Source organism: Paenibacillus terrisolis (assembly GCF_056171975.1).
Map to the genome: position 1 here is coordinate 123,570 of NZ_JBKFGG010000008.1, position 26,224 is coordinate 149,793.

Annotated in this window: 20 protein-coding genes; 3 read left to right on the forward strand and 17 right to left on the reverse strand. The window is 52.2% G+C overall.

The genetic code is table 11. From position 1 onward, the window contains the following. From ACI48K_RS09930 to ACI48K_RS09965, 8 genes are all read right to left on the reverse strand, one after another. On the reverse strand, positions 1-1,188 hold the full coding sequence (locus ACI48K_RS09930; RefSeq protein WP_475027443.1) for an oxalate decarboxylase family bicupin: 1,188 nt from the start codon (positions 1,186-1,188) through the stop codon (positions 1-3). 446 nt (positions 1,189-1,634) lie between these two features. After that, positions 1,635-4,454 (reverse strand): alpha-mannosidase, encoded by a 2,820-nt coding sequence (locus ACI48K_RS09935; protein WP_475027444.1) that lies wholly within the window; start codon positions 4,452-4,454, stop codon positions 1,635-1,637. A gap of 23 nt (positions 4,455-4,477) precedes the next feature. Continuing rightward, the gene (locus ACI48K_RS09940; RefSeq protein WP_475027445.1) at positions 4,478-5,461 is read right to left on the reverse strand and encodes an HAD family hydrolase; all 984 of its coding nucleotides are present in this window, start codon (positions 5,459-5,461) and stop codon (positions 4,478-4,480) included. Between the two features lie 40 nt (positions 5,462-5,501). Then, positions 5,502-6,326: a carbohydrate ABC transporter permease gene (locus ACI48K_RS09945; protein ID WP_475027446.1), complete on the reverse strand. Its 825-nt coding sequence runs from the start codon at positions 6,324-6,326 to the stop codon at positions 5,502-5,504. 6 nt (positions 6,327-6,332) lie between these two features. Beyond that, complete coding sequence (locus tag ACI48K_RS09950) at positions 6,333-7,217, reverse strand: carbohydrate ABC transporter permease (protein WP_475027447.1); 885 nt, start codon at positions 7,215-7,217, stop codon at positions 6,333-6,335. 36 nt (positions 7,218-7,253) lie between these two features. Continuing rightward, positions 7,254-8,594 carry an ABC transporter substrate-binding protein gene (locus tag ACI48K_RS09955; RefSeq protein WP_475027448.1) on the reverse strand — a complete coding sequence of 447 codons (1,341 nt, stop codon included), beginning with the start codon at positions 8,592-8,594 and terminating at the stop codon, positions 7,254-7,256. 302 nt (positions 8,595-8,896) lie between these two features. Beyond that, positions 8,897-10,003: a GntR family transcriptional regulator gene (locus ACI48K_RS09960; RefSeq protein ID WP_475027449.1), complete on the reverse strand. Its 1,107-nt coding sequence runs from the start codon at positions 10,001-10,003 to the stop codon at positions 8,897-8,899. A gap of 370 nt (positions 10,004-10,373) precedes the next feature. Next, positions 10,374-11,717 (reverse strand): extracellular solute-binding protein, encoded by a 1,344-nt coding sequence (locus ACI48K_RS09965; protein ID WP_475027450.1) that lies wholly within the window; start codon positions 11,715-11,717, stop codon positions 10,374-10,376. Positions 11,718-12,135: 418 nt separating this feature from the next. On the opposite strand from ACI48K_RS09965, the gene fucO reads away from it, so the two are divergent. Continuing rightward, positions 12,136-13,287, forward strand: coding sequence for a lactaldehyde reductase (gene fucO, locus ACI48K_RS09970; protein WP_475027451.1), 1,152 nt, complete (start codon positions 12,136-12,138; stop codon positions 13,285-13,287). A 347-nt stretch (positions 13,288-13,634) separates the two neighbouring features. On the opposite strand, the gene ACI48K_RS09975 is transcribed toward fucO, so the two are convergent. The 6 genes from ACI48K_RS09975 to ACI48K_RS10000 form a co-directional block, all read right to left on the reverse strand. Beyond that, positions 13,635-15,731 carry an FtsX-like permease family protein gene (locus ACI48K_RS09975; RefSeq protein WP_475027452.1) on the reverse strand — a complete coding sequence of 699 codons (2,097 nt, stop codon included), beginning with the start codon at positions 15,729-15,731 and terminating at the stop codon, positions 13,635-13,637. Continuing rightward, a complete protein-coding gene (locus ACI48K_RS09980; RefSeq protein WP_475027453.1) occupies positions 15,728-16,486 on the reverse strand; it encodes an ABC transporter ATP-binding protein in 759 nt (252 codons plus the stop codon). Before ACI48K_RS09980 ends, ACI48K_RS09975 begins: the two co-directional genes overlap by 4 nt. Positions 16,487-16,569: 83 nt before the next feature. Beyond that, entirely contained in the window at positions 16,570-17,574 is a 1,005-nt protein-coding gene (locus tag ACI48K_RS09985; RefSeq protein WP_475027454.1) for an ATP-binding protein, read from the reverse strand. Next, positions 17,549-18,229 (reverse strand): response regulator transcription factor, encoded by a 681-nt coding sequence (locus tag ACI48K_RS09990; RefSeq protein WP_475027455.1) that lies wholly within the window; start codon positions 18,227-18,229, stop codon positions 17,549-17,551. The genes ACI48K_RS09985 and ACI48K_RS09990 overlap by 26 nt, the downstream gene beginning before the upstream one ends. Positions 18,230-18,568: 339 nt before the next feature. After that, on the reverse strand, positions 18,569-19,147 hold the full coding sequence (locus ACI48K_RS09995) for a TetR/AcrR family transcriptional regulator (protein ID WP_475027456.1): 579 nt from the start codon (positions 19,145-19,147) through the stop codon (positions 18,569-18,571). Positions 19,148-19,170: 23 nt separating this feature from the next. Continuing rightward, positions 19,171-19,899, reverse strand: a complete 729-nt coding sequence (locus ACI48K_RS10000) for an MBL fold metallo-hydrolase (protein WP_475027457.1) — start codon at positions 19,897-19,899, stop codon at positions 19,171-19,173. Positions 19,900-20,082: 183 nt separating this feature from the next. Here ACI48K_RS10000 and ACI48K_RS10005 point away from each other — a divergent pair, with 183 nt between their 5' ends. Together ACI48K_RS10005 and ACI48K_RS10010 are read left to right on the forward strand one after the other, a co-directional pair. Beyond that, complete coding sequence (locus tag ACI48K_RS10005; RefSeq protein WP_475027458.1) at positions 20,083-21,063, forward strand: glycoside hydrolase family 43 protein; 981 nt, start codon at positions 20,083-20,085, stop codon at positions 21,061-21,063. Positions 21,064-21,206: 143 nt separating this feature from the next. Continuing rightward, positions 21,207-21,653, forward strand: coding sequence for a hypothetical protein (locus ACI48K_RS10010; RefSeq protein WP_475027459.1), 447 nt, complete (start codon positions 21,207-21,209; stop codon positions 21,651-21,653). Between the two features lie 2 nt (positions 21,654-21,655). Here the strand turns inward: ACI48K_RS10010 and ACI48K_RS10015 are convergent, their stop codons facing one another. The 3 genes from ACI48K_RS10015 to ACI48K_RS10025 form a co-directional block, all read right to left on the reverse strand. Continuing rightward, the gene (locus ACI48K_RS10015; protein WP_475027460.1) at positions 21,656-22,837 is read right to left on the reverse strand and encodes an SGNH/GDSL hydrolase family protein; all 1,182 of its coding nucleotides are present in this window, start codon (positions 22,835-22,837) and stop codon (positions 21,656-21,658) included. A 68-nt stretch (positions 22,838-22,905) separates the two neighbouring features. Then, positions 22,906-25,368 carry a glycoside hydrolase family 95 protein gene (locus ACI48K_RS10020; RefSeq protein ID WP_475027461.1) on the reverse strand — a complete coding sequence of 821 codons (2,463 nt, stop codon included), beginning with the start codon at positions 25,366-25,368 and terminating at the stop codon, positions 22,906-22,908. After that, on the reverse strand, positions 25,361-26,026 hold the full coding sequence (locus tag ACI48K_RS10025) for an SGNH/GDSL hydrolase family protein (protein ID WP_475027462.1): 666 nt from the start codon (positions 26,024-26,026) through the stop codon (positions 25,361-25,363). The genes ACI48K_RS10020 and ACI48K_RS10025 overlap by 8 nt, the downstream gene beginning before the upstream one ends. Between the last annotated feature and the right edge of the window lie 198 nt (positions 26,027-26,224).

Consider the following 26,224-nt stretch of genomic DNA (forward strand, 5'->3'; position numbering starts at 1 on the left):
CTAATATCTGACCACGGGCCACTTTTGCTTGCGTAAGGCGTTCATCAGCTCCGGACCGACATTCAAGTTGCTTTCGACCAGTTCATGAGGCGTTAGCGCCATCCATTGGTTTAAGGAGACGTCCGCAAACCGGTCGCTTTTGAACATTTCGAGAAACCATAACGTTTGATCGCCGGTATTTTGGATGTAGTGGCCGAAGGCAAACGGTACATAACCGACGTCGCCCGCCCGGACATCAAAGGTACGTGCCGCGCCGTTCCCCGCAAACACCGTCATGCGGCCTTTGCCCGTGAGATAATACTGCCATTCGTCATTGTTCGGATGCCAATGCAGTTCTCGCATGGCGCCGGGCTGAATTTCCACTAGAGCGGCGGCAATTGTTTTGGAAATGGGAAAGTTGGTGGAGTCGACGATTCGCACGCTTCCGCCCGGTGTTTTTAGCGGCTTTTGCGCGAACAAGCGGTGTTTGAAGCTTAACGGCACCTCTCCGTATGGAGATTCAACCCTTTGGGTTTCAATCGGCCCCGGAACCTTGTCTTGGTATATATAGACCTGCTGATTCGGAATGTTGGCAAACGCGCTCTCGGGGACTCCGAAATTGGCGGACAGCACGTCTTTTGGAGTGTGCGCGAACCAGTCCGATATCGACAGCGTGTTCAGATCCGAGAAATGCCCGTCGTCAAAAACCAGCAGAAATTCGCAGCCTCCCTCAAGACCCTGAATCGAGTGGGGAATGCCGGGCGGGAAATACCAAAGATCGCCCTGCTCGACATCCGCGATGAAGTTTCTCCCGTTCTGATCCACCGCCGTAATCCGCGCTTTCCCCAGGATCATGAAGGACCATTCGGCCTGCTGGTGCCAATGCAGCTCCCTTACGCCTCCCGGCGTCAGCCGCATATTTACGCCCGCCATCGTTGTTGCGATCGGCAGCTCCCGGATGGTGACTTCCCGCGACCAGCCGCCATGGTTCAACTGCATATGAGTATCGGAAAACGAAAATCTCAGGTTGGGAACCAACCCGTTGTCGGTAACCGGCGGAACGAGCATGTTCGGGTTTTCCATATCCCGCATAATATCCCGAGGCCCCAAATCCGTGGCTCCGCTGCCATCCGCGCGTATCGGCTGGGGAATGGCCATGGCCATTTGCCCATGCATCGGCTGATTCCGCATCCCTTCATCCATCTTCATTCACCCCTTCTTCGAGGAATTCACAGCTCCAGTTCTAATCTAAATAGATACCTATTCATTAAAAACGGAAGTTATGAGTGCCCAAGCGGGTGAATAACCTTCGGAGGATTGAATCTCTTCCACATCTATGGACGAACCAAAAAAGGCAGAAAAAGATACAACCGATTTCGATCAAACCGGTTGTATCTTTATACTTCATCCGAAACAAAGTGCGAGATGGAAATCCTCCCGTTATTTTGCACAAAATCTACTTCTATGCCTATTTAACGGGAAAAGCTCCGGGTAATCATCGAAATCATTCCCCGGGAAGCTTTTTTAGCAAGAAATAAATGGAGCTTTTCCAGTTAATTGGCGCTGACAAGGGGAATATTCAACTATTAGCGGGATGATTTCCATCTAACTCCATCTAAATAGAATAGTCGACAACGTCAAGGCGGCGGGCCGAACTAAAACTCGAATTCGATCGTTATGATTTTTTTAGCCGCAGCCCCAATACGGACTCGTCTGCTGCCGTCCAGCGGCAAAGCGTGCTGTCTTTCTTCGTTCAGATTGGTGAGATAGGCGCACTTGATATCGCCCGCAAATTCAATGCTGCCGCTGATTTCCTGATCCGTCGGATTGAAGAGCCTCATGATGTAGGTGTCGCGATCCTCCGCTTTTTTGAATGCCGATAAGATCAAATTGTCCGGCTGGACCGAAAAGAAACTGTGTTTCTCCGGCAGGCTGCCTTTGGTTAGGCCGCTGACTTGATAAGGTGCAGCAGGTACATTCAGGCTCTCCGCTTCCGCATATACCTTTCCTTCCGCCCAGTCGCCTTCATGCGGATAAACGGAATATTCGAATTCCATGTCTCTCAACAGCTGGCTGCCTTTTTTCCCGGGAAATACGCCAACCGCTTCCCACCAGGTCACGATCATGTTGCCCATCGCCCGGAACAAAGTGAGGTACAATGTCGAGTTTTCGTCATCCTTAAGTTCATATTCAGTGAGCCCGTTGTTCAACAGAGCGAGTCCTTTTTCTCCGTCGCTGACATCCACAAAATGCTGCATCGGAAGCGTCTGCATCTCCGGCCAATATTTGCCGTCCGTTCCCTTTTGCGGAACCCGCAGTCTGTCGTCCACCGTAAAATGCCCCGAGGAAGAAGCATATTCCGCTTGAATCCCAGTCGGAAAAGCAACGCGCAAACGATGATTCTGCACATTGTTGCTCATTGTGGTTTTGATATCTACTCTTTTGGCGCCTTTTTGGAGCGTCACCCGCGAAACGATCTTCAATATTTCGGTCTCGTCGCTCCGTTTGCTTTCTCCCTGTATGCCGTACGTCGCTTCATGCGCATATTTCGGCAGTTCCATATTGTATTCGATCGCGATGGTCGCGGAAAGGGGGCCGTTATCCTCGCACCAGGTTTTAACCTGACCCGTAAGCGTCGTGAAAGTCTTGTTATGGTACGGAGGGTAATACGCCCAATAGTTTCCGACGTCTCCCGCATCCTCGAAATAGTGAAGGCGGTCGTACACTCTGCCGCTTTGCTTGTCATGCACCTTCAGCGTTCCGTTAGACTGAACCTCGACCCGCAGGTTTTCGTTTTCGAGCACATTGTCCGTTTTGGAGATCCATTCGCCCGTGCTCTTTCGCATGTCCATCCAATAAAAATGATTGCGGTTGAAATGCTTCTCCGGAATAAACCGGATCACCTTGTAGCCAAAGGCCGGAATTTCGCCGGTTTCGAGATAGATGAAATGCCGGTCGGCAAAATAAGGCCATGGGCGCGCCTCCAAATCGTGCACCGGAAACGGTTTTTCGTCCCGGGAAATTTCCTGGATCTCGAGCGGGTTTCCGTCGGAGTCGATGGCTTTGAAGCTCCAGACGCTTTCCTCCTGCGGCGTACAGACGCAAGCCTTTACGATTTGACTCATCGGTCTCGGCTGGGAATTGAAGACAACCAGCAGCACATCGTCTTCTTCATATTTGGAAAGATCGATCATTTTGATCGTTTCGGAGACGGCCTTGTCGTAGGCTACATTCCCGATCTCCAGCGCCTGGTTTAGCCGGTTCTCAACGTCGTCGGCCGTTTTGTCCTGCGTAACTCCGTTGATCGAATCATGCGGATGGGCTTCCAGCGTATATTTCCACGCCGTATCGAGAAAGCCCTTCGGATATTTGGCGCCAAGCATTCCCAAAACGGAAGATAACGGCTCCGCTTTATGGATCAACACGTTTTGGACCTGCTTATTGAGCTGTTTCAGGTAAATTCTTGAGGCCAGCGCGTTCCCCGAGCAATCGCTGGCCGGACCGTCCCGCAGCTCCCCTTCAATAACCCGAAGCCGATCCTTGTCCACCAGTTCATGCAGCTTGCCGGCGTATTCCTCCAGGCTGCAGTTGATGAATTCCGTGTTTTCGTCCAACTGGTTCAAATCCTTGATCATTCGCGACAAATCGGGATGAGGCGTTGAAAAGTCGGTCCCGTTTAAAAATAACCGGTGGTTCTTCAGCACCGTGGCATCCGTGGCTTCCCAAGCGTCCTTCAGGCCTTTTTCCAGCAATTCCGGGCGATAGCCTTTTTTCGCTTCGATCATGAAAAAATCTTCGTCGCCGTTTTGCGAAGCGGCGTTATGCAGCGCGACCCCCGACAAGCCGGGACTATACTTGTACTCGCTGCTCAAGCAGTTTATTCCATACTTCGCATAGAGATGGGCGTGAAAATAAAAGTTCGCCCTCGCATGCTTTCCTAAGCGGCTGGTGAGGACCGCGGTCCCGTCCGGCGCTTTCCACATAAATTCGCTTTCCGGAGCGCGTTCGTCGGACACTTTTTTGGCGCAGATAATAAAATCCAGGCCAAACCCGGCGTAGATCTGCGGGAACTGAGCCGTTTGTCCCCACCCGAAGGAGTTGTAGCCCACCTTGAGCGGGTTGCCGTATTTTTGCGAGACGCGGATGCCTTTCAGCAAATTTCTAACCAGGCTTTCCCCGTCCAGCGGGTAAAGATCGGGCAGCGTGTACCAAGGTCCTATCCCGATCCTCCCGTCTTTGATATACTTCGTCACGATTTCCCGGTTTTCGGGCACGACCTCTAAATAGTCCTCAATAGGCGCGGCCTGGCCGTCCATGAGGAAAAAATGGTACTCCGGATCGGTGTCCAAAATATGCAGCAATTCTTCCATAAACTCGATCAGCAGCATCCGGTTTTTCCAGATGGGGTAACGCCATTCTCTATCCCAATGGGTATGGGGTACGATATATCCTACTTTTTTTTCGTGGTTATTCATGTTTCGGTCCTCCCGGGTCTCCCCTACTTGATGACGTTCAGAATCTCCGTAAACGTGTCGCCGTAATAGTTGCAAAGTCCTTTCGTTCCGCTTTCGAGGATGTTTCCTCCGCCGATCCCGATCGAAGCGAAGCCGGCCAGGCGGATGGAGCAAATTCCCGCCCCGCTGTCCTCAATGCCGATCACGGCGCTCCGCTCTTCAAAAGGAATGCCAAGTCCCACTCTGCAGGTTTCCGCATACAGCCAAGGGTGCGGCTTAGGCGACAATTCGCCGAGTGTTCCCGCCGCGCCTTGTCCAAGCGGATAACCCGCCGTAATGATGCAATCGTAAAAATCCTTCGGGTCGCCCAAATTCAAAGCGTCAAAAGCGGATAGAATTTCGGGGTACGCTTTTTCGTACAACCCCGAGGTCACCAGACCGATTTTGACCTTCATCGCTTTAAGCTCCAGCAGGAACTCCTTGATTCCCGGCGCGGGAGTGAAAGCTCCCTTTTTCCCCCGCCCTTTCATGATTTCATCCATCTCCCGGCGGGTATGCTCGAAATAGTGTAGCCTTGCTTCCTCCACGCTTTTCTCGGGACAATATTTATGGATGCAGTATTTGAGGTGCTCCGAGACACTGTGCCCCGAAACGAAAGGCAGATCCGCATTCTCCAGCGAAAATTTCGGATTGCCCAATAGACTTCCGCAGGTTTGTTCAATAATCCAGATCCAGAACTCTTCGCTTCTTACGGTTGTGCCGTCCAGATCCATGAGGACCGCCTTCGCCGGCTTTTCAAAATGAACCGGGTGAACCGGATAATAGGCGGGATATCCCATCTCGGATGTGACGTAAGCCAAGGTTTTCGTTTCGAATACGATAAACTCGACTTTGCGGTCTCCCGTGGCGATGATGTCCAGCACGCCGTTTTGCCCTTTGATATGATGGCCGTCGCCGGACGCCTGCAGAAAAAGAAAACCGTCCTCCGAGCTAAGCACGCCCAGGTCCGGCGCATAGGTTTTCAGCATGACTTTCTTACCCCTTTTTCGTTATTCTTCTCCGTGTGTTTTACCCTTTAGTTGATCCTGCGGTTAAGCCTTTGACCAACGCATTCTGGAAGATAATGAAAATCAGGAGAACCGGCAGGGTCGTAATGATCCCCGACGCGTTCAAGGGGCCCCACTGAATGCCGGAACGCGTGATAAAGGTGTTGATCCCGGCCGGAAGCGTTCTCATTTCATCCGAGGTAACGAAGGTCATCGAGATCATAATTTCCTGCCATACCGTGATGCACACGGTCAGCCCTACGGCAACCAGTCCCGAACGCGCGAGCGGCATGACCATGCGGAGCAAAATTCCCAGCGAACTGCAGCCGTCGATTTTGGCGGCTTCGTCGATGTCCTTCGGAATGCCTTTGAAATATCCCGTCAGCAGCCATATCGCCATCGGAAGCAAAATCGCGCAATAGGTCAGAATGATGCTCGTATAGGAGTTCAGCAAATTCAGCTTACCCCAAACGATATACAGCGGAACGATGAGCGTTGTCAGCGGCATGACCTGAGCAAACAAAATAAAAGTCAGGTAGGAGAATTTCCCTTTGAATTCGTATCTCGTCATGGCGTAGGAAGCCAGGCTGGCGATGAGCAGCACAATGACCACAGATACGGCCGTAATCACGATCGAATTGAAAAAATAAGTCGGTATATTGGAGGTGCGAAAAACATTCGAATAATGCTCCCAGGTAAACTGCTTGGGAAACAGCGTTGGCGGCGTCGAGAAAATTTCCTTCGATGGCTTGATCGACGTGACGAACAGCCAATAGATCGGAAACAAAATGACGACCGAAATGAACAAAAAGACAACAATATGAAAAGCCGTCCGTATTCCCTTCATCTCTACTCACTCCCTGATTGACTTCAGCATCGCCCGCATGTAAGGCAAGCAGATAATCGCGATGATGATCAAGCTGACGATGGCCATGGCCGACGATTTGCCGAAATCGTAAAACTCGAACGCAAGCCGGTACGTATAAATCGGCAGGGTGGATGTGGCGTCCAGCGGGCCGCCTTTGGTAATCACCCAGATCAAATCGAAGTAGTTCAGCGTCCATATGGTCGTAATGACACCCGTCGCGCCGATGATCCCCTTCAAATGGGGGATTTTCACGTACCGAACGATGCCGAACCAGCGGGCGCCGTCGATTCTGGCCGCTTCGACCTGATCGTTCGGGATGTCTTGAAGTCCGGCCAGCAGCATCAGGAACCAGAAGGGAAAGGCCTTCCAGGTATTGACGAAAATCAGGGTTCCCAGCGCCATGTTTTTGGAGCCAAGCCAGGACAGATTATGATCCGTAATATGGAGCAGCTGCAGCACATGGTTCACGATCCCCATATCGGATTGCAGCATCCAGCTCCACATCAAAGCGGTTACGACCCCCGGCAAAATCCAGGGGAGCAGCAGCAGCGAACGCAAAATTCCTTTGCTTCTACGTCTCTCGTCCACATATAGAGCGGCGATGAGGCCGATCAGCATTTGCAGTACGACGCCCACAACTGTCCAGACTACCGTCGTCGTCAAAACCGTCTTGAAGATATCGCTCGTCAATACTTCCTTGAAATTGCCGAAGCCCACGAACGGCTTATCCGCCCGGCTTAAATCCCAGCGATGCACGCTCACATACAAGTTGTACACGAGCGGATAGGCCAGCAAGCTTAAGATGACGACCATGGAGGGCAACAGATACATGTAGGGAACAAGTCCGCGGTACAATCGATTTTTATTCATCTTCATTACTCCCGGGTTAGATTCTTATGCAAACGGCTACTGCTGGGCAATATCCTTGATCTTACCTTCCAGCTCGGCTATGCCGTTGTCCACGGACTTGCCGCCGATCACGACGCCGGATACTGTGTCATACACCGCCGAGTCGATCTCTTTGTAATACAGCGTCTTCGGCTGCGATTGCCGCGCCGACTTGATCTGCTCCATGAAGATCTTGTACGCCGGATCGGTCGCAAACTTCGATACCGCCAGCGATGCGTTGTTCGCCGGCACATCCGTCATCGTCTTCGCGTTGAAGTCCACCGACGTCAGCATTTGCGCCAGCTTCACCGCCGCCTCCGGATGCTTGCTGCTTGCCGATACCGCGATCCCGAATCCGCCCCCGAACGATCCGTCCGGCGCACTTTCGTTAAACTTCGGCACCAGCGCCTGACCGTAAAACGCCGCGTTTTTCAAATCCGGGTTTTGGTCCGTCACCCATGTTCCGGCGATAACCATCCCCACCTTTTGCTGCGCAAACAGCGTGCCCACTTTCAGGTGATCCATCGTGGCGTAATCCGCCTCGTAATCCGGCTTCATATCCGCCAACAATTGCAGATAACCCTTGAATTCCGGCGTGTTGACGTTCGGCGTAATCTTCCCGCTGTCATCCACTTGAATAATCGAACCCTCCGAAGCGGTAAACAAGCTTTGCGCCGGGAATTCCTTCAACCCCAGGTCCAGCCCGAAGCCCGCCACCTTCCCGTCGGTCGCTTTCGTGATCTGCGCCGCATCCGCTTTCAGCTCATCCCAGGTCTTCGGCGGGTTCTCCGGATCCAGCCCGGCCTGCTTGAAAATCTCCTTGTTGTACCACAGCACTCTCGCATCCGTCGTGTACGGCAAGGCCATATGTTTTCCGTTCCAGGTGTACATCGAGAGAATGCCCGGGAAGAAATCCTTGAAGGCATCTTCGCCGCCCAAGGCTCCCCCTAAGTCAAGCAAATACCCCGAGTTCGCGAACGTCGGAAAATCCGGGTTGTTCACGATAAACACATCCGGCGCGTTCCCGCTGGCGAACATGACCTTGTATTTCGTTTCCCAGGTTCCCCACGGGTCGCTTTGAAACTCCACCTCGTACCCCGGGTTTTCGCTTTCGAACTTCTGCTTCAGCTCTTCGAATACCGGCGCGAAGCTCGGGTCCGACGTCCACTCCGAAAATCCGTAATACACCAGCTTTTGTTTCTTGCCCGAATCGCCCGAATTTCCCGATGGCGCATTCGATGAATGGCCGGATGAAGAGGACGAGTTGTTTCCTCCTCCGCATCCCGCCGCCGTCACGGCCACCATCAGAATCACCAGCAGCAACCATGACCGTCTTCGAATTCCTTTGCCTTTTTGCATCGTGACTTCCCCCTTGCTAGGCTTTTTTATTGCAGCGCCCCGTTCGTCGCACGATTTCGAAAGATAGCGCTTACAATCTTGCTGTGACGCCAACTGCCGAAGCTGTGGCATTACGAGGGAAATCTGTATTAACTATGTAATACAGATTTCAATCAATTCATACTCGTTTCATATTTAGATCATAATCTTACCTATTATCTGTGTCAATATATAATGTTAATATACATTAAAATTTAATACAGATAATACAAAAAAGAGCAGCTTTTCAGCTGCTCTTTACCTTTAGGTTTCAGGAATTTATTTTATGCTTTCACCTTGCCAATAGAGGTACCCACATTAATTTCCGCCTTGCAAATTTGGCCCATAACGAATAAGTGGTCCTTATCCTCCAATAAATTCATGAGCTGCAGAGCGGCCGTTCGCCCCATATCATAAAAAGGCTGGTTAACGCCGGTAATATCAAGCTTATGTTTGTGGTTCAGATTCAGCGCGTCATAGGTAACTAACGAAATGTCTGCCGGTATGGACAAATTCAGGCGGTCCAGCGCGGAAATAACCGCTTCGGCAATTTGGTCGTTCGCAGAGAAGATCGCCGTACACGGGACTTTTTGGATCACATCGGCGAGCCGGGATACATAAATCTCAAACTCGTCGGAGAAGTTTTCGTATTCCGACGGAAGCAGCACGTCCAGATTCGGATCAAAATCGATGCCGGCGTCCAAAAAGGCCTGCTTCACGCCGAGAAGGCGCTCGTTCAAAGTGCTGAGATCGGAGTTGCGAATGAACATAATCCGCCGGTGCCCGTTTTCGATCAGCATTTTGGTCAGTTTATAGGCTCCCGCCGTATTATCGCTGGTCACAAAAGGAATGTCGCTGTTATAAAAGTGACGGTCGAGGAAGACCACTTTGATTCCATTGTTCTTTAGCAGCTCGTATAAGTGCTGGTTGCGCGAATCATGGGATTTGTCGTAGATCGGACTTAAGATCACGCCATCCATCCGCTTGGCCACAACGCTTTTGACCAGGGATTCCAGCTTGTCCAAGCTGCGATCGTCGCTATAGCTCAAGAGATGATAACCATGCAAATCCAGAACATCCTGAATGCCGCGAAGCGCTGTCGCCCAAAGGGGGTTGTCGATGCCGATGACGGACGCGGCAACCAGCCCCGAACGATTTGAGCCTTTGGGAGACGAAATCCCGTTTTCGATAAAGGTTCCCCGCCGGCTGTCGCGTTTGAGCAGTCCTTCCTCGCATAGTTCTTTAATCGCTTTTTCCACCGTATTTACGCTGACCTCGTAAGCTTCGGCAAAGTTCCGGCTGGAGGGCAGCCGCGTATTTCCCAGCCACTCGCCTTCAAGCACTCTTTTCTTAATATCTTCCTTGACTTTGATATAAGGATAAGTTGACATAGAAATCCTTTCCTTCGGATTAAATTATTTAGCTATATAAATTGAACCAAGGTTTGAATATGTATAACGGCAGCCGTGTGGATTCTTCTTTCGATCGCGCAGAAATCCGGTCACAAAGGCGAACGAAGCCTATGCTTCCGATGCAGCTTTCTTTCAGAAAGCTTTTAGCTTCTGCCAGAACATTTCACACTCTTGCCAAATTACTTTTTCATTAGTTCAATTTATATAGTAAAATTATATCATCTGTGTCAACTGTTATACAATGATTGAGCAAAAAGGCTGTCATCACACGAGTTTCACTTTTTTCTCTGATAATACAGAACAGAAGGAGCGAACCTCCTTCTGTTCCTTAAGTTTCCAGTGTATGCGGTTATTTCTGCTGGGCGATATCCTGGATCTTGCCTTCCAGCTCGGCGATGCCATCGTCCACGGACTTGCCGCCGATCACGACGCCGGATACCGTGTCATACACCGCCGAGTCGATCTCTTTGTAATACAGTGTCTTCGGCTGCGATTGCCGCGCCGACTTGATCTGCTCCATGAAAATCTTGTACGCCGGATCGGTCGCAAACTTCGATACCGCCAGCGATGCGTTATTCGCCGGTACATCCGTCATTGTCTTGGCGTTGAAGTCCACCGACGTCAGCATCTGCGCCAGCTTCACCGCCGCCTCCGGATGCTTGCTGTTTGCCGATACCGCGATCCCGAATCCGCCCCCGAACGATCCGTCCGGCGCGCTTTCGTTATACTTCGGCACCAGCGCCTGACCGTAAAACGTCGCGTTTTTCAAATCCGAGTTTTGGTCCGTCACCCATGTTCCGGCGATAACCATCCCCACCTTTTGCTGCGCAAACAACGTGCCCACTTTCAGGTGATCCATCGTGGCATAATCCGCTTCGTAATTCGGCTTCATATCCGCCAATAATTGCAGATAGCCCTTGAATTCCGGCGTGTTGACGTTCGGCGTAATTTTCCCGCTGCCGTCCACTTGAATGATCGAACCCTCCGAGGCGGTAAACAAGCTTTGCGCCGGGAATTCCTTCAGTCCCAAGTCCAGCCCGAAACCCGCCACCTTGCCATCCGTCGCTTTCGTGATCTGTTCCGCATCCGCCTTCAGTTCATCCCAGGTCTTCGGCGGATTCTCCGGATCCAGTCCGGCCTGCTTGAAAATCTCCTTGTTGTACCACAGCACTCTCGCATCCGTCGTATACGGCAAGGCCATATGTTTTCCATTCCAGGTGTACATCGAGAGAATGCCCGGGAAGAAATCCTTAAAGGCATCCTCGCCACCCAAGGCTCCCCCTAAGTCAAGCAAATACCCCGAGTTCGCGAACGTCGGAAAATCCGGGTTGTTCACGATAAACACGTCCGGCGCGTTCCCGCTGGCGAACATGACCTTGTACTTCGTTTCCCAGGTTCCCCACGGGTCGCTTTGGAACTCCACTTCGTAGCCCGGGTTTTCGCTTTCGAACTTCTGCTTCAGCTCTTCGAATACCGGCGCGAAGCTCGGGTCCGACGTCCACTCCGAAAATCCGTAATACACCAGCTTTTGTTTCTTGCCCGAATCGCCCGAATTTCCTGAGGGCGCATTCGATGAATGGCCGGATGAAGAGGACGAGTTGTTTCCTCCTCCGCATCCCGCCGCCGTCACGGCCACCATCAGTATCACCAGCAGCAACCATGACCGTCTTCGAATTCCTTTGCCTTTTTGCATCGTGACTTCCCCCTTGCTAGGCTTTTTTATTGCAGCGCCCCGTTCGTCGCGCGATTTCGAAAGATAGCGCTTACAATCTTCAATTAAAAAATAATGACGGTTCCCTGTATCACATAAAATCTTATAATTTGATACAGATTGTGTCATTTACTAATCGTAATTCTATCCTCGGCACCACTTAATGTCAACAACATTGAATGAAATCATATAAAAATTGATTCAGATGATACAGATATTATTTATATTCTTAAGCTCCCCTGGAGATATTGACAAAAATAAAACAAAACCACATAAAACAAAACCAACAATAAAATAGTGTGTTGTTTTATGTTGACTTCGAAGATTAATCCCCACTAAGATGGAGTCGAACGTTTGACCATGCGCCAAAACGAAACCAATTTAAAAGGGAGACGGTAAAATGGAACACCGCATGATTTTAAATCAAACTTCTTATTTCGGTGCCGGAGCAATATCAAATCTCGTCAATGAAATCAAAACCCGAAAATTTTCGAAAGCATTAATCGTTACCGACAAGGATCTGGTCAAATTCAATGTCGTCGCAAAAGTAACCGCCCTGCTTGAGAGCCATCAATTGGCCTATTCGTTGTTTGATGAAACCGTTGCCAACCCGACGATCGAAGTCGTCAAAAAAGGACTGGCCGCCTTCAAGGTTTCTTCCGCCGATTACCTGATCGCCATTGGAGGCGGTTCGCCGATCGACACGGCCAAAGCGATCGGGATCATTATCAATAATCCCGAATATGACGATGTACGCAGCCTGGAAGGCGCGGTCGCTACGCCGAACAGTTCCGTTCCGATCATCGCCATTCCCACGACGGCCGGAACCGCAGCGGAAGTTACGATCAATTATGTGATTACGGACACGGAGAAAAAACGCAAATTCGTCTGCGTCGACCCGCATGACATTCCCGTTGTGGCGATTATCGATTCCGAGATGATGAGTTCCATGCCCAAAGGATTGACGGCGGCAACCGGCATGGACGCCTTGACCCACGCAATCGAGGGGTATATTACAAAAGGAGCTTGGGAGCTTACGGACGCGCTGCATCTGAAGGCCATCGAAATCATCGCCCGCTCCCTTCGCGGTGCCGTGAACAACGATCCGGAAGGCCGGGAGGGCATGGCCTTGGGGCAATACGTGGCGGGCATGGGTTTTTCCAATGTCGGGCTGGGACTCGTCCACGGCATGGCTCATCCGCTGGGCGCGTTTTACGATACGCCGCACGGCGTGGCCAATGCCATTTTGCTGCCCTCAATTATGGCCTACAACGCCGATTATACCGGGGAAAAATACCGGGAGATCGCCAAAGCTATGGGCGTAAGAGGAACCGAGCAATTGAGCATTCATGAAGCGCGTGAAGCGGCGGTAGGCGCCGTGCGCCAATTGTCGGCGGATGTTGGCATTCCGGTGAAGCTGCGCGAGGTTGGCGTCCGGCTTGAGGATCTTCAAGACCTCGCCCGCTCGGCATATGAGGACGTATGTACCGGCGGGAATCCGAGAGACACCTCCATCGCCGAAATCGAGGAATTGTACCGCGCCATCTATTAAATAGGCATTATGCAAAAAACGACGGTTACCCGAAACCCGGATAGCCGTCGTTTTCTATTGAATAAGTTACTCCATGAGCTGAGCTAATTTCTTTGATTTTTCCGCTAACGGACTGTAGCGCACTTATTTGCCCCCAAAAACCGATTTTTATTTTCTAACGGACCGGAGCGTCCTTATTCGGCCCCATTCAGTGTAAAATTTGTGTTAATAAACCAAATAAGGACTTTGGAGTCCGTTACATTCCTCAGGCACCTGATTTCGCCGGAATAACGTCATTTCAATCCGTCAGAATGTGGACGTTCGCCGCATTTCTCTGAACAAACGCCGATTTCGGTTTTGAACCTATTTTAGTACGACAAAATCTCCTTCAGGTACCTTCTTCTTACGGCATAATAGAACAATAGCTGAAAAACGGCATAAACCCCGGCGACCAAGGCTGATCTTAGCACCAGAAAGAGCATTAATTCGGAATTGCTGTACATCACAGATAAGAAATATAGTCCTAGAAATCCGCCCACTATAATAGGAACGAAAAATATGATCCGCAGCTGCTGCCGAAGCACTTTCGCGGCCTCTTTCACCGTAATGCCGATCCGGTCGATATATTGGAACCTCCGTTTTTCCTCTTCAATGTCATTGACGACCTTATAATACAAAACTACGGCAGCCGCTATCAGGAACAGCAAACCAAGGAATATCATCGAAAAGAAGTAAAAGCCGTAATTCTCCAGACTGATCTTCCGCTCCTCGAATTTGGCAATCGGACGATGTCCTTCGAGCAATATCCGGTCCGTCGACGCCCCCTGCCACATCCCGTTGCTGCTTTTCGCCCATATGGCGGGATCGGGGTCATTCGTATTTTTCGCTTTCACGTAGCTGAGCAGCGCCTCAAAAACCTTTGAACGGTCCCCGCTTTTCAGCTTGATCAAATGATATTTCGAAACGGCGTCCGTACCGATTAAGCTTTTGATTCTCTCGTAATCCGGATCGCTCAAAACGTTGGCGCTTCCGGAGTCAAACGCGGCACTGTTCGCAACGTTCGTGAATGGCGCATAAATCACTTCCATACTGCCTTCAGGTATGGTGAATGAACGCCCTGGAGCAACGGAATTATCGAACGCCTCTTTTGAAACATTAAAATGGTCGTCCAATAGGTTCCTCCGTTCCTCCACCTTCGCCTTCCCGTCGAGCGTATAGATCTCCTTATAGTCAAACGCAATTTGCATGTTCTGCTTGTTCACTCTGACCATAACGGCATGCCCCGGCTCAACCCGCAGATTCGTCTTCATATGATTGTTGTAATGACTTGCGCTCAGGACGACGGCGTGCTCGGACCAAAAGGACACCGTCCCGTTTTCCTCCCGGTACTCCGGAAGACTCAGATATTCCAGCACGTCATACTGTTCAATCTCGCCCCCGCTCGCCCGGATGACCCCGTTAACCTCTTCCCGGGACACGTTATTGTATTTGCCTTCCTGAACAAACATAAATTCATAGGGAAAATGCTTTTCGATGTCCTTATCGACACCGCTGTACATGCTGTAGGTCATCCCTACAAAAAAGATGGCTCCCGCCGCCAAAAGGGAAACGACATACAATACGATTTTGTAGGCAAAAAAACGATGCGCAAGATTCGTCAGCACCAGCAGGTGCCTGTGATAGAAACCGGGAAACCTCATGGCGGTCCTTCTCGCAAATTCAAGGCATCCCCCGATTATAAAATAAGGGCATATTAATATAACGGCCACAAGCAGAACAATCGACTTGCCGTTCCACTGGGGAAAACGGTTAAACAAGACCTGAGGCAATGCATACAACGCGGCCGCAAAAATGACCAGCGAAACGACGGCCAGCCATGGACGGGATTTGGAAACTTCTTTTTGAGCGTCGGATTTGATGATCTCCACGATGGACAAGCGGCGAATTTTGATGTTGATCATGAGCTGATTGAACAGGAATATACCCAAAAATACGCCAGAACTGAGCAAAAACGTCCGGTAGCCGATATCGAAAATAGGCTCCTGCAGATTCAGGATTTCGCCGATGATCATGTAAAAAAATCTGGAAAACAAAAGGCCCGTGACCGTACCGAGTACAAGGGAGCTTACAGCTATAATCAGGTTCTCCAGAAGGGTTAATCTTCGCAAATTTTTGGCCGTCATTCCCAAAGTGAGGTATACGCCGAATTCCCTGCCCCTGTACTTCATGAAATAAATGCTGGTGTACGAGATGAAAGCAATGGAGAACAGGACGATCGCCGCAAACGCCAAACGTATATTTTCAAAGATGACGCTTTCTCCCAAGGCCTTGGACAAGGCTTGGTTATACAGCAAGCTGCCGTACATGAACAGGACGGACACGATAAAGCTGTTCACCAGAAAATAAGCGAGATACTTGTGGAAATTATACTTGAGATTCTTGAAAATAATCGCGGAGAACGTCATGCTTCTTCTCCCCCTATGAAACTTTCCGTCTCCAGAATGCGGTTGAAGAATTGCTTGCGGTCTCCGGAGGAGGCGATTTCCATTTTGATCTTACCGTCCTTGATGAACACGATACGTTTGCAAAACGAAGCGGCGAAAGGATCGTGGGTCACCATCAAAATGGTGCTGCCAAGCTCTTCGTTCATTTTCTGAATGACATTCATAATGTTGCTCGACGATTTGGAGTCCAGATTGCCCGTCGGTTCGTCCGCATAAATCACCGCAGGATCGTTCACCAGCGCCCTGGCCGCGGCAATTCTCTGCTTTTGCCCGCCGGAGATATGGTATGGGTACTTATCCTTTAAGTCGTTAATGTCGAAGAACTCCAGCAGCTCCTTCACTTTACTTTCAACCTCGCCGGCAGGTTTCTTGTCCAAAATCAGCGGCAATGCGACGTTTTCCCGCAGCGTCAAGCTGTCGAGAAGATTGAAGTCCTGAAAAACATAACCGATGCTCGTTCTGCGAAAAAGGGCGAGATCGTCTTTTTTCATCCCGCTGATCTTTTGCCCCTGAATGTAAACCTCGCCCGAAGTGCATTTGTCTACGCCGCTCAGGATGTTGAGCAGGGTCGTTTTGCCGCTGCCGCTGGGCCCCATGATCCCGATAAATTCGCCTTTCCCGATGCTCATCGTGATGCCGTCCAAAGCCCGGACTTCCTTGACGCCCTTGTAAGCGTTGTAGATTTTCACCAAGTCGTGCACTTGAATGATTTCCATGACCCAACCTCATTTCTTCCGGTTTTCTCCCCTCATCATAAAAAGAAAACGCACCCGGACCCATGCATTTTCCTTACGTTCCCTTACATTTTTGCAAGAAACCCAAGCCGGACCTCGGTGCCCCGGCCTTTTTCGGAAATCACGCTGACCTGATGGCCCAGCTTGCCGCAGATTTCCTTGACCATGTACATGCCGATGCCTGTGGCGCTTCGATCGTCTCTTCCGTTGTTGCCGGTGAAAAAAGGGTCAAACACCCTCGGCAGATCCTCCGGATCGATGCCGATCCCTTCGTCCTGGATGCGCAGCGTAATTCCCCGGCTCTCTTTGACTGCGGAAATATGCACTTTTCCCTCTCTTGGCGAATACTTAATGGCGTTCGACAGGATTTGCTCCAGAACGTAACCGCACCATTTCTTGTCGGTGTAAATATGTATGCTTTCATCGATATGTACTTTGGGATAAATCCCGCTATAAATAAAATCCCGCTTTCGGGCATTGACGGCAGCCTGAGCCAAAGCATACAGCCCCACTTTTTCCGGTACGTAATCCCTTGAAAAGTCGTCCAGCCGGAGCATATTGAGGTTTTCTTCCAGGTTCGTTCTCAGCTTGCGGTTTTCTTCGCCGATGTCTTTTAAGATTTCACCGGGGGTGCCGCTCTCCCGGGCCATCCTCTCGCAAGCAAGGTCGATGACGGTGATGGAGGTCTTCATATTATGAATCCATTGCGAATACAAGCTGTTCCGGGCTCGAACCTCGCGGTTCAGCAAGGAGAGCTGCTGCAGATAATTGGAATGGATGCCGCGGATATGGTCGAACACGAGCTTATCCGGGTAGCCCTGGAGATTCGTTTGAAACTCAGGGCTGGTTCTGGCATCTTCCAGCGCAGCGGCAAAGCCATGAAGCCTGAACGCTTCGACCGTCAAATACACGGCGAGCATAAACAAACTAATCAGCGCCGGATAAATCACCTCATGACCGCCCAGCAGCAGATCGTAAAAAGAAATCAGCAGCGCCGTATTGACGGCAAAAACGAAAATCACGCTCTTTTTGGCGATAACGACCCTATGCATCCGTTTTATGAAATACATACCCTACCCCTCTTTTGTTCACAATGGCCTGATCCATGCCTAAAGCGCTTAGTTTTTTCTTCAGCCGCGTGATATTGACGGTTAACGTATTGTCGTCCACGAAGGACATGTCGTCCCACAACGCTTCGAGCAGTTCTTCCCGGGTGACGATTTCTTCCGCTTTGCGGAAAAAGGTTTTAAGCATCTTGAATTCGTTCTTGCTAAGCTCGACGATTTGGTCCCTTGCTTTCAGCCTCATCGTCGAATCGAATAAAGTCAGCTCGCCGCAGGTCGTTTCCTCGGAATCTGACATATGGTCCATCCTCCGCAGCAGCGCGTTGATTTTGGCCAGGAGAATGCCCGTGCTGAAGGGCTTGGTCATATAATCGTCGGCACCGAGATTCATCCCCCGGATCTGCTCCCCTTCCTCGCTGCGCGCGGACAGGATGATGATAGGCGCCTGGCAGCTTTTCCGGATCATTTTCAAAAAATAAAAACCGTCGAATTTCGGCAGATTGATATCCAGAATGATAAGCTGCGGGTTCACTTCCCGAACCTGCTCGGGCACCGAGCCGAAATCCTCCACAGGCACGACCCGGTAATCGTAAGCGCTTAAATATTCCGCGATATACTTTTTGACTTTAGGGTCGTCCTCGATCAGAAGTATCGTGTTCATTTCCGTTCCTCGCTAAATGAAATAATGAAGACAAATGCCTGCCTATAGCTCAATCTAATTTATCTTGCTTTCATTATAGCGCAAAAAAGAGAGCGAAAACGTTTCGCCCTCTTCATAATCAAACCGTAAATCTGTCATTTTCGCAAAACCTATCAACCCCCGATGCCGAGCACATCCGTGATCAGCGACAAAGCCAGCAGCGCGCCCATGACATGCCTGACGCCTTAGGCAAACATGCGGCCTCACGATCCTTTCCCTTGAATTCGTTGATCCAACCAGCCGCCAAGCAGGGTAAACAAAAGCACGAATACAAAGAAATTCATCTTCGCTCCTCTCCCCTTAAGAGTTAACGTTCTTTTTGGATCGGATGCCCGCTATAAACGTATTGATGATCAATTCAAGACTATGGTCCGGATCCAGCGGAATATTGAAGTTACCCGTCCGTTCCAGGGATGCGAATCCGTGCAGAAAGCTGCGAAAAGCGCGGACCATATGCACAGCGTCATCTCCCTGCAGGCCATACGCTTCAAGAATCCTGACGATGAGTTCCACCGGCTCTTCCGCGGCTTTTAGGGTCTCCTCATCCTGCCAATCGGGAACGCGTACCGAGGCATCATATAATCCGGGATGCTCGCGTACGAATTCCACATAAGCCTTGGCGGTGGCACGCACCGCCGTGTCCTCCGATCTCCCGACCGCCGCAAACGTCAGCTTTTCATTGAGCTTTCTCATCCCGTACAACGCCAGTTTATGGCGCAGCCCCGGAAGTCCTTCGATGTGGTTATATAAAGATGGAGAGCGAACCTTCAACTTTTGGGCCAAGGAAGCCAGCGTAACCTCGTCAAGTCCCTCTGCATCGGCAATTTCCGCGGCTGCTTCCAAAATTTGCCGCATATCCAAACCCGCTCTAGGCGACATGCCTTTCAACTCCTTATCTGTAATTAAACCGTGAGCGTGACTCCAAGGTGACGTTCGGCTTCGGCGATGGCCTGGGATAACTTGGCTTTCGGCTCCTTAATCATTTCGCCGTGTCCCACGGCAAGCAGCGAAGGCGCAAGGTTCGCCAGCTTGCGGGCGCTCTCCAGCGCGGCTTGCTTATTCCAGGTCGCCATCGCCGGGAACGGAAACAGCGGCCGAAGCTGACCGGTAACGGCCAGACCGCCGCGGGTCTGCATAGCGTCTCCGGCAATCAAGGCTCCGCTTCGCGTATCGAAGAACCCCATATGACCCGGCGTATGGCCCGGGCAGCTTACCGCCAGCAGCGAACCGACCCGGTCGCCTTCCTGAAGCAAAACATCCGGCTTTGTTTTTATCTGGCCCGGCTTCGGAACGCCGCCTTTGACGCCCGTATCCGGTTCGGAAGGATCAAGCGACCGGTCGCCGGCCAACAGCCGCGCATCCCGGGCGGAAATAAACACGGGAGCTTCAGGCAGCGCCTGCTTCAGTAAATCCAGCGCCCCGATATGATCGCTATGAGCGTGGGTCAGCACAATTCGCGTAACGGGTTTGCCAATCGCCTCCGCCGCCTGCAGAATGGCCTTTGTCCCAAAGGACAGCGCGGCGTCGATCAATGTCAGACCTTCGTTTTCCTCCACCAAATAACAGTTTACGGGAAAAAAACGCGGCATGAACGTCAATTGAACCAGTTTTCCCTCTTTAATGACACGCATGTTTCCTCTCCCCTTCCTTCTCGTTTACTAATGATGATATCATTATAACTAATGTTATTAGTTTAAGTCAAGACGTCTTGCCCACGTATGATAATCTTCTTGATTGTTCCGACCGCATGGGTATAATTGAGATAGTAAGTAAGTTTAATCAACAAACTAACTTTGCAAAGGGGAACAATTTTAATGGAAAAACCAGTGCAGCCTAAAGAGCCTTTAGTTACCCATATTTTTACGGCAGACCCTTCAGCTCATGTATTCGAAGGCAAAATTTATGTTTATCCTTCCCACGACCTTGACCATGACGGACCCGATAACGATAACGGCGACCAGTACAAAATGGAAGATTATCACGTCCTTTCCCTGGACGATTTCAACTCCCCTTGCGTGGATCATGGCGAAGCTTTGCATATCAAAGACGTTCCATGGGCTTCGAAGCAAATGTGGGCACCGGATGCGGCATTCAAAAACGATACTTATTATCTGTATTTCCCGGCCCGCGACAAAGACGGGATTTTCCGGATCGGCGTAGCGACCGGCGCGTCGCCTGCAGGTCCTTTCAAAGCCGAGGAAAATTACATTCCGGGCAGCTTCAGCATCGATCCGGCGGTATTGGTCGATGACGACAACCGCGCTTATATTTATTTCGGCGGCCTTTGGGGCGGACAACTCGAAAAATGGCAAACCGGAGCCTATATCGAAGACGCAGAAGGCCCAGCTTTAACTGCGCCGGCAATCGGACCGCAAGTCGCCGAGCTGAGCGATGACATGCTTACGTTCAAATCCGCGCCTCAAGAAATTTCCATTGTCGACGAAGACGGAAAACCGCTTCTTGCCGGAGATGAGGACCGCCGTTATTTCGAAGGTCCATGGATGCACAAATACAATGGCAAATATTATCTGTCCTACTCGACCGGCTCAACCCACAAGCTGGTGTATGCCGTTGGCACAAACCCACAAGGTCCGTTTGTGTTCAAAGGAACGATCCTGACTCCGGTCATCGGCTGGACCACGCATCACTCCATCGTGCAGGTCGAAGACAAATGGTATCTGTTCTACCACGACAGCTCCTTGTCCGGCGGCGTCAACCACAAGCGCTGCGTGAAATACGCCGAGCTGAAGTACAACGAGGACGGCACGATCCAAACGATTGATCCTTATAAATAAGCTTATGGCTTAAGCAACATGCTGAAGGCTTCCGAAGCCGCCCTGGTTGGCGGTTTCGGAAGCCTTTTTTCACTTCAGCGAGCTTCTTTAAACCCCTGAGATATGGTAACCTTGTCTTATCTTCCCGAGGAGGCTGCATTTTTATGAAGTCTATGCTTGGCAGAAACAAACGGGTTGTAGGGCTTGTCGTGTTGGCCGTCCTAATCGCCGCTTTTGCTATACAATATGAAGCAGTCTTGTCCGTCAAAAAAGCCCATGCCCGCGAAATCCTTCACGATACCTTGATTCAAGCGTCGGGCACTGTGCTGCGTCGGTTGCCCTTAACTCAAGTTACTTCCGACGAAGAAGGAACCTTTAACACTCCCGCCGTCACCGATCATCCGCTGGAAACCAAAGCCTTGTTTCAGGATCAAATGCTGGCTTTACTCAAAGATAACCGTCTATTTGTTAAGAGCACGGAGCTGAGCTTTCCCGATTTTCACAGCGGCATTGCCAGTGTACGGGTTAAAATCCCCGTCGAGCTTGGCCTGGACGCTTCCGTGACCGAGACCATAGCGGTGCCGGTTCCGCATGCCCCCCAAAAACCGTAAACTCAAGACAGGCCGTTCGCGTGATGCCATTCCAGATAGCGTTTGGCGACAGCTTCGCCGGCCAGCCCGTTCGGATGCGGATCATCCCAGTTGCTCATATACTCCGGTTTGATCCGATGGGCCTGCGGCTCCGGCTGGGATAAGACGGCAGCCATGTCAAAGACGCAATCCGCTCCCGCCGGGGGAGAGCTTAAGATCGTCTTGTTCACCGTTCTCCAGGTTTGCTCCCGCTCTCCCTCAAAATTAAAGGGCGGGACGGTCCCAAGAATGACGGTGCCGTCCGGCTTATTCGCCTTGATCGCCGAAACGATCGTGCCAAGATCTCGCAGCAGTTCCTCCGCGGAACGGGCCCCGATATCGATGTCATTGACTCCAAGAACGACCAGCACCTCGTCGCCTTGTTTGGCTTTGTGCAGCCATGCCCCTTGTGCGGCTCCATCATAAGCTCTTCCCCAACCCGAGCCGATATCCCATACCCCGTAATCGGGGCCGAGACCATCCGCGATTCGGGCGCCCCAATATTCGTAGGCGTCTTTGGCCGTGCGCACGCCTTGGGTAATCGAGTCGCCGAAAAGAACGATATTTCTCACCGTCGTTTTCCGATATCCGATAAATGCAGGCAGAACCAGCCTTTTTTCCGATACTTGCAGCCCTTCAGCGGACTCCTGCCCGGCTAAACATCCTGCGCCGTCATAGGCGGTTGCTAGCATGTCCTCCACATTAAACGGCACGGACTTGCCGGGTCCTTCCGCCGAGATGGTCCAACTGAACACGAGATCGTGCCCGGACGCAACCTCTACTGCAATTTCGTCACTGCAGAAAAGCTCGCCAGGATGAACGTCTTTGCCGGAGAGGCCCGCAAACGTAAACGGCACCTGCGAACCCGGCAGAACGCTGCCGTCGCGGCTTGTCCCTCCGTCGCCCATATAAGCCGCTTCAATCCGCCACGTTCCGCCCGGCTCGCCGCCTTTAGCATCAGCCCCCAAATCCCACGTGGAATCCACCGCGTTGCTGTGCCAAAACCTGAGCCGCAAGCTTCCCGATTCCCCGGGACGAATATAAGTGCGAAAGGTGCGCGTAAATCCCGCCTCTTCATTCATGATAAAATTGGCGGCCGACGAAAGCGCCGTGATCGAGGCGTAGGCCCCGCCTCCAAATACATCGGATTGCTTGCGTTCCTGCATGGTATCCATCCTCTACTTTTGTTGTTCGTTCATTCTCTAAACCAATGTCCCGATATACGGACAGGAAATCAGCCGAATTCGATCAGATAACGGCAGCCCTCGGACGTTTCGAAACAGGTTTCTTCTCCGGATGCAACAAAAGGAACACCCTTGGAGTGAACCTCGGAATCGGCACTGACACCCGTCGTGGCTGCGGCGTCCGAATCGTTGCCAAGCTCTACCACGGAAACGGCCAATGCGTTCAGGATGCGACATCGGCCGCCAAGCCCCGAGAAGATCTCGGCCCGGACGGGCTTGCCGCTGTGCCATCTCAAATGGATTTCAAAGCCGCCGCGGACGCGCAGCCCCCTGAATTCCCCATCCCGCCAAACGTCCGGCAGAGCGGGCAGCAGTCCGATACCGTCCAGATGGGATTGCAGCAGCATTTCCGCAATTCCCGCGGTTGCGCCAAAATTTCCGTCGATTTGAAACGGCGGATGCGCGCCGAACAAATTCAAATAGACGCCGCCGTGTCCGCTTCTCTCCGAAACGGGCTCCAGCATCCGCGACAGCAGGCGGAATGCGTGTTCTCCGTCGGCGAACCGGGCCCACAGACTGATCTTCCAGCCCAAGCTCCAGCCCGTACCCGCGTCTCCCCGGCGTTCCAGGCTGACCTTGGCCGCCTCAAACCAATCGCCATGCCGCTCCGCCGTAATTCCGTTCCCCGGGTAAACGGCATATAGATGGGACAAATGACGGTGATGCGGATCTTCCTCTGCAAAATCCTCCAGCCACTCCTGCAGTTCTCCGTTTCGCCCGATTTTCAGCGAAGCCAGCGACTCGAGGGAGCGTTCCAGTTCGCCCCGCAGTTCAGCATCCCCACCCAAGACATCCAGGGCTTGCAGGCAATTCGCAAATAAATCCGCCATCAGCTCCAAATCCATGGACGCCCCTTTGCTGACGCCGTGAAGTCCGCCGCCTATACGGAACTTGTGCTCCGGCGACGTGGAAGGCGCCGTAATCAGGCGCCCCTCTTGATTTTCGGTGAGCCAGTCCAGACAAAACAAAGCAGCCTGCTTCATGAGCGGATAGGCTTCGTCCCGCAAAAATCGCCGGTCGCCGCCAAACTCGTAATGCTCCCACAAGTGCCGGCAGAGCCAAGCCCCTCCCAGCGGCCACAAAGACCATACGGCTTCCCCGTGGCCCCAGCCGCCCGACGGAGAGGTTTGCCGCCAAAGGTCGGTATTATGATGAACCGTCCAGCCTCTGACACCGTAATGAACCGAAGCCGTTTCCCGGCCGTTCGCTGCAAGTTCCGCAATCATGTCGAACAAGGGGCGGTGGCATTCCTGCAGGTTGCAGATCTCCGCCGGCCAGTAATTCATCTCCGTATTAATGTTCAGCGTCCAGTTGCTGTTCCATGGCGGCCTGGTGTCGGCGTTCCAGATTCCCTGCAGATTCGCGGGCTGCGTTCCCGGCCGGGAGCTGGAAATCATCAGATATCTGCCGTATTGAAACAGCAGCTCGTTCATTTCCGGATCGGCGGCGCCGTACTGCTTCAATCTTTCGTCCGTAGTCATGCCCGCCGGAGCCAGCGGCTCGCCCAAACGAAGCTCGGCCCTGCCGTACAAACGGCGGTAGTCGGCGATATGCCGCTCGAGAAGCGCGTCATAACCAAGCTTGACTGCGCGCCGCAGGTCCTCGCGGGCCCGGCGGACCGGCGTCTCCCGATCCTTGCCGGGGAGCTCGTTGTAACCGGCAAAGCTCGTTGCCGCGCTGAAGATCAAGGTAACGGAGCTGGCGCCCTGGACCCGGATACCGTAGTCGCTTGCTTCCATCGTACCGTCCGGGGCAATTGCGGCCAAACGGCCTGAGAAGGAGATCGCGCCGCTTTCGCCCGATTCCCCGTATTTCAGCGGCCTTGCGGTGTCCATGTAATTCGGGTCCGCATGCTCCGGCGCAATTCCGCTGAGGACGAGCTCCTCTCCCTCAGCAAGGCAGCCGTGCCGCAGTGGACTCGACAGCCCGGCGGTCAGGTCCAGCATCCCGGGCTGATCCGTTGTCAAATGCAGCACGATGACACGGTCCGGATAAGACGCAAACGCCGTCCGCGTATAACGGACCCCGCCGATTCTATAACTGACGGCGGCAATCGCCCGCTCGAGTTCAAGCTTACGCTCATAAGAGGTGCAGTAATCCCCGTGATCCATCCGGACCGTCAGGTCGCCGAATGGCAGATAGTTCTGAATGTAAGGCCCCAGCATCCGCCGAGACAATTCGTCCGCCTCTGCATACATGCCGTCTTCAAGCAACCGGCGTACTTCCGCAAGCAAACCGTAAGCCGCCGGATTGTTGCTGCCATAGGCCGGCAATCCCGACCACAGCGTATCCTCGTTCAGCTGCAGCACTTCCTTCTCCACGCCGCCGAATATCATAGCTCCTAGCCTGCCGCTGCCAATAGGAAGCGCCTCCGTCCACTGGCGGGCCGGTTCGCCGTATAACAACCGGCGCTCCCGGCGCCGAACATCCCCGTTTTCGTTACCGCTAAGCATGCGCCTCCTCCCCAAACCATCCGTAAGGTTTCACCGCCGCCAACCAGGCATCCGCCAGCAGGGCATGTCCGGCTGCCGTTGGATGAACGCCGTCCCATAACCAATAAGCGGCGTCCGCTCGCAGGGCAGCTTCGTTAAACCGGTGCTGAACCGGTACATGGACGGCCTTAAATTCGTCGGCTAAACGCCGGACGATATCCTGTTGCGTCAAGGTTTGCTTCTCCCACCGCCCCCAGTCCTCCGCCGGCGCGCCGGTCTGCAAAACGAACGGTTCGCACAATACCAGCCGGGTATCCGGCAGCACTTCCCGGGTTTCCTCGAGCACATGCCGGTAGGACCGCTCGAAGCGGTTCGTTACGCCGCGGGTCTCCCCCTTGACGATGCTCCAGGAATCGTTGACGCCGATCAAAATACTGAGCACGTCCGGCTTCAGGCTGAACACGTCTTCGTTCCAACGCGCGTACAAGTCGGACACCCGGTCGCCGCTGACTCCGCGGTTAAGGAACAGCGGCTGCTGTTCAGCCAACAAAAGGCCTATTCGGGCGGAAATTAAATAAGCGTAGCCATGCCCCAAAAAATGGTTGGGATCGTCATCCCGGCTGCGTCCGCCGTCCGTGATGGAATCCCCCTGAAACAAAACGGTTAATTGCTCTCCCATAGTCCTCATCCTTTAGACAGGTTTTATAATAAATGAGGGCGTCCCAAAACCGGATAGGATAGCTTCGGGGCACCCTCTAAAATTAATGAAGCGGAAAACTCTGCCGGAGCGCTGCTCTGCATCTCTTCGCGCTACTTCGCCTCCTCCGACACTTAAAATAACGGTCTTTAATGGCCTTATTTCGACGAGAGAGGCCAC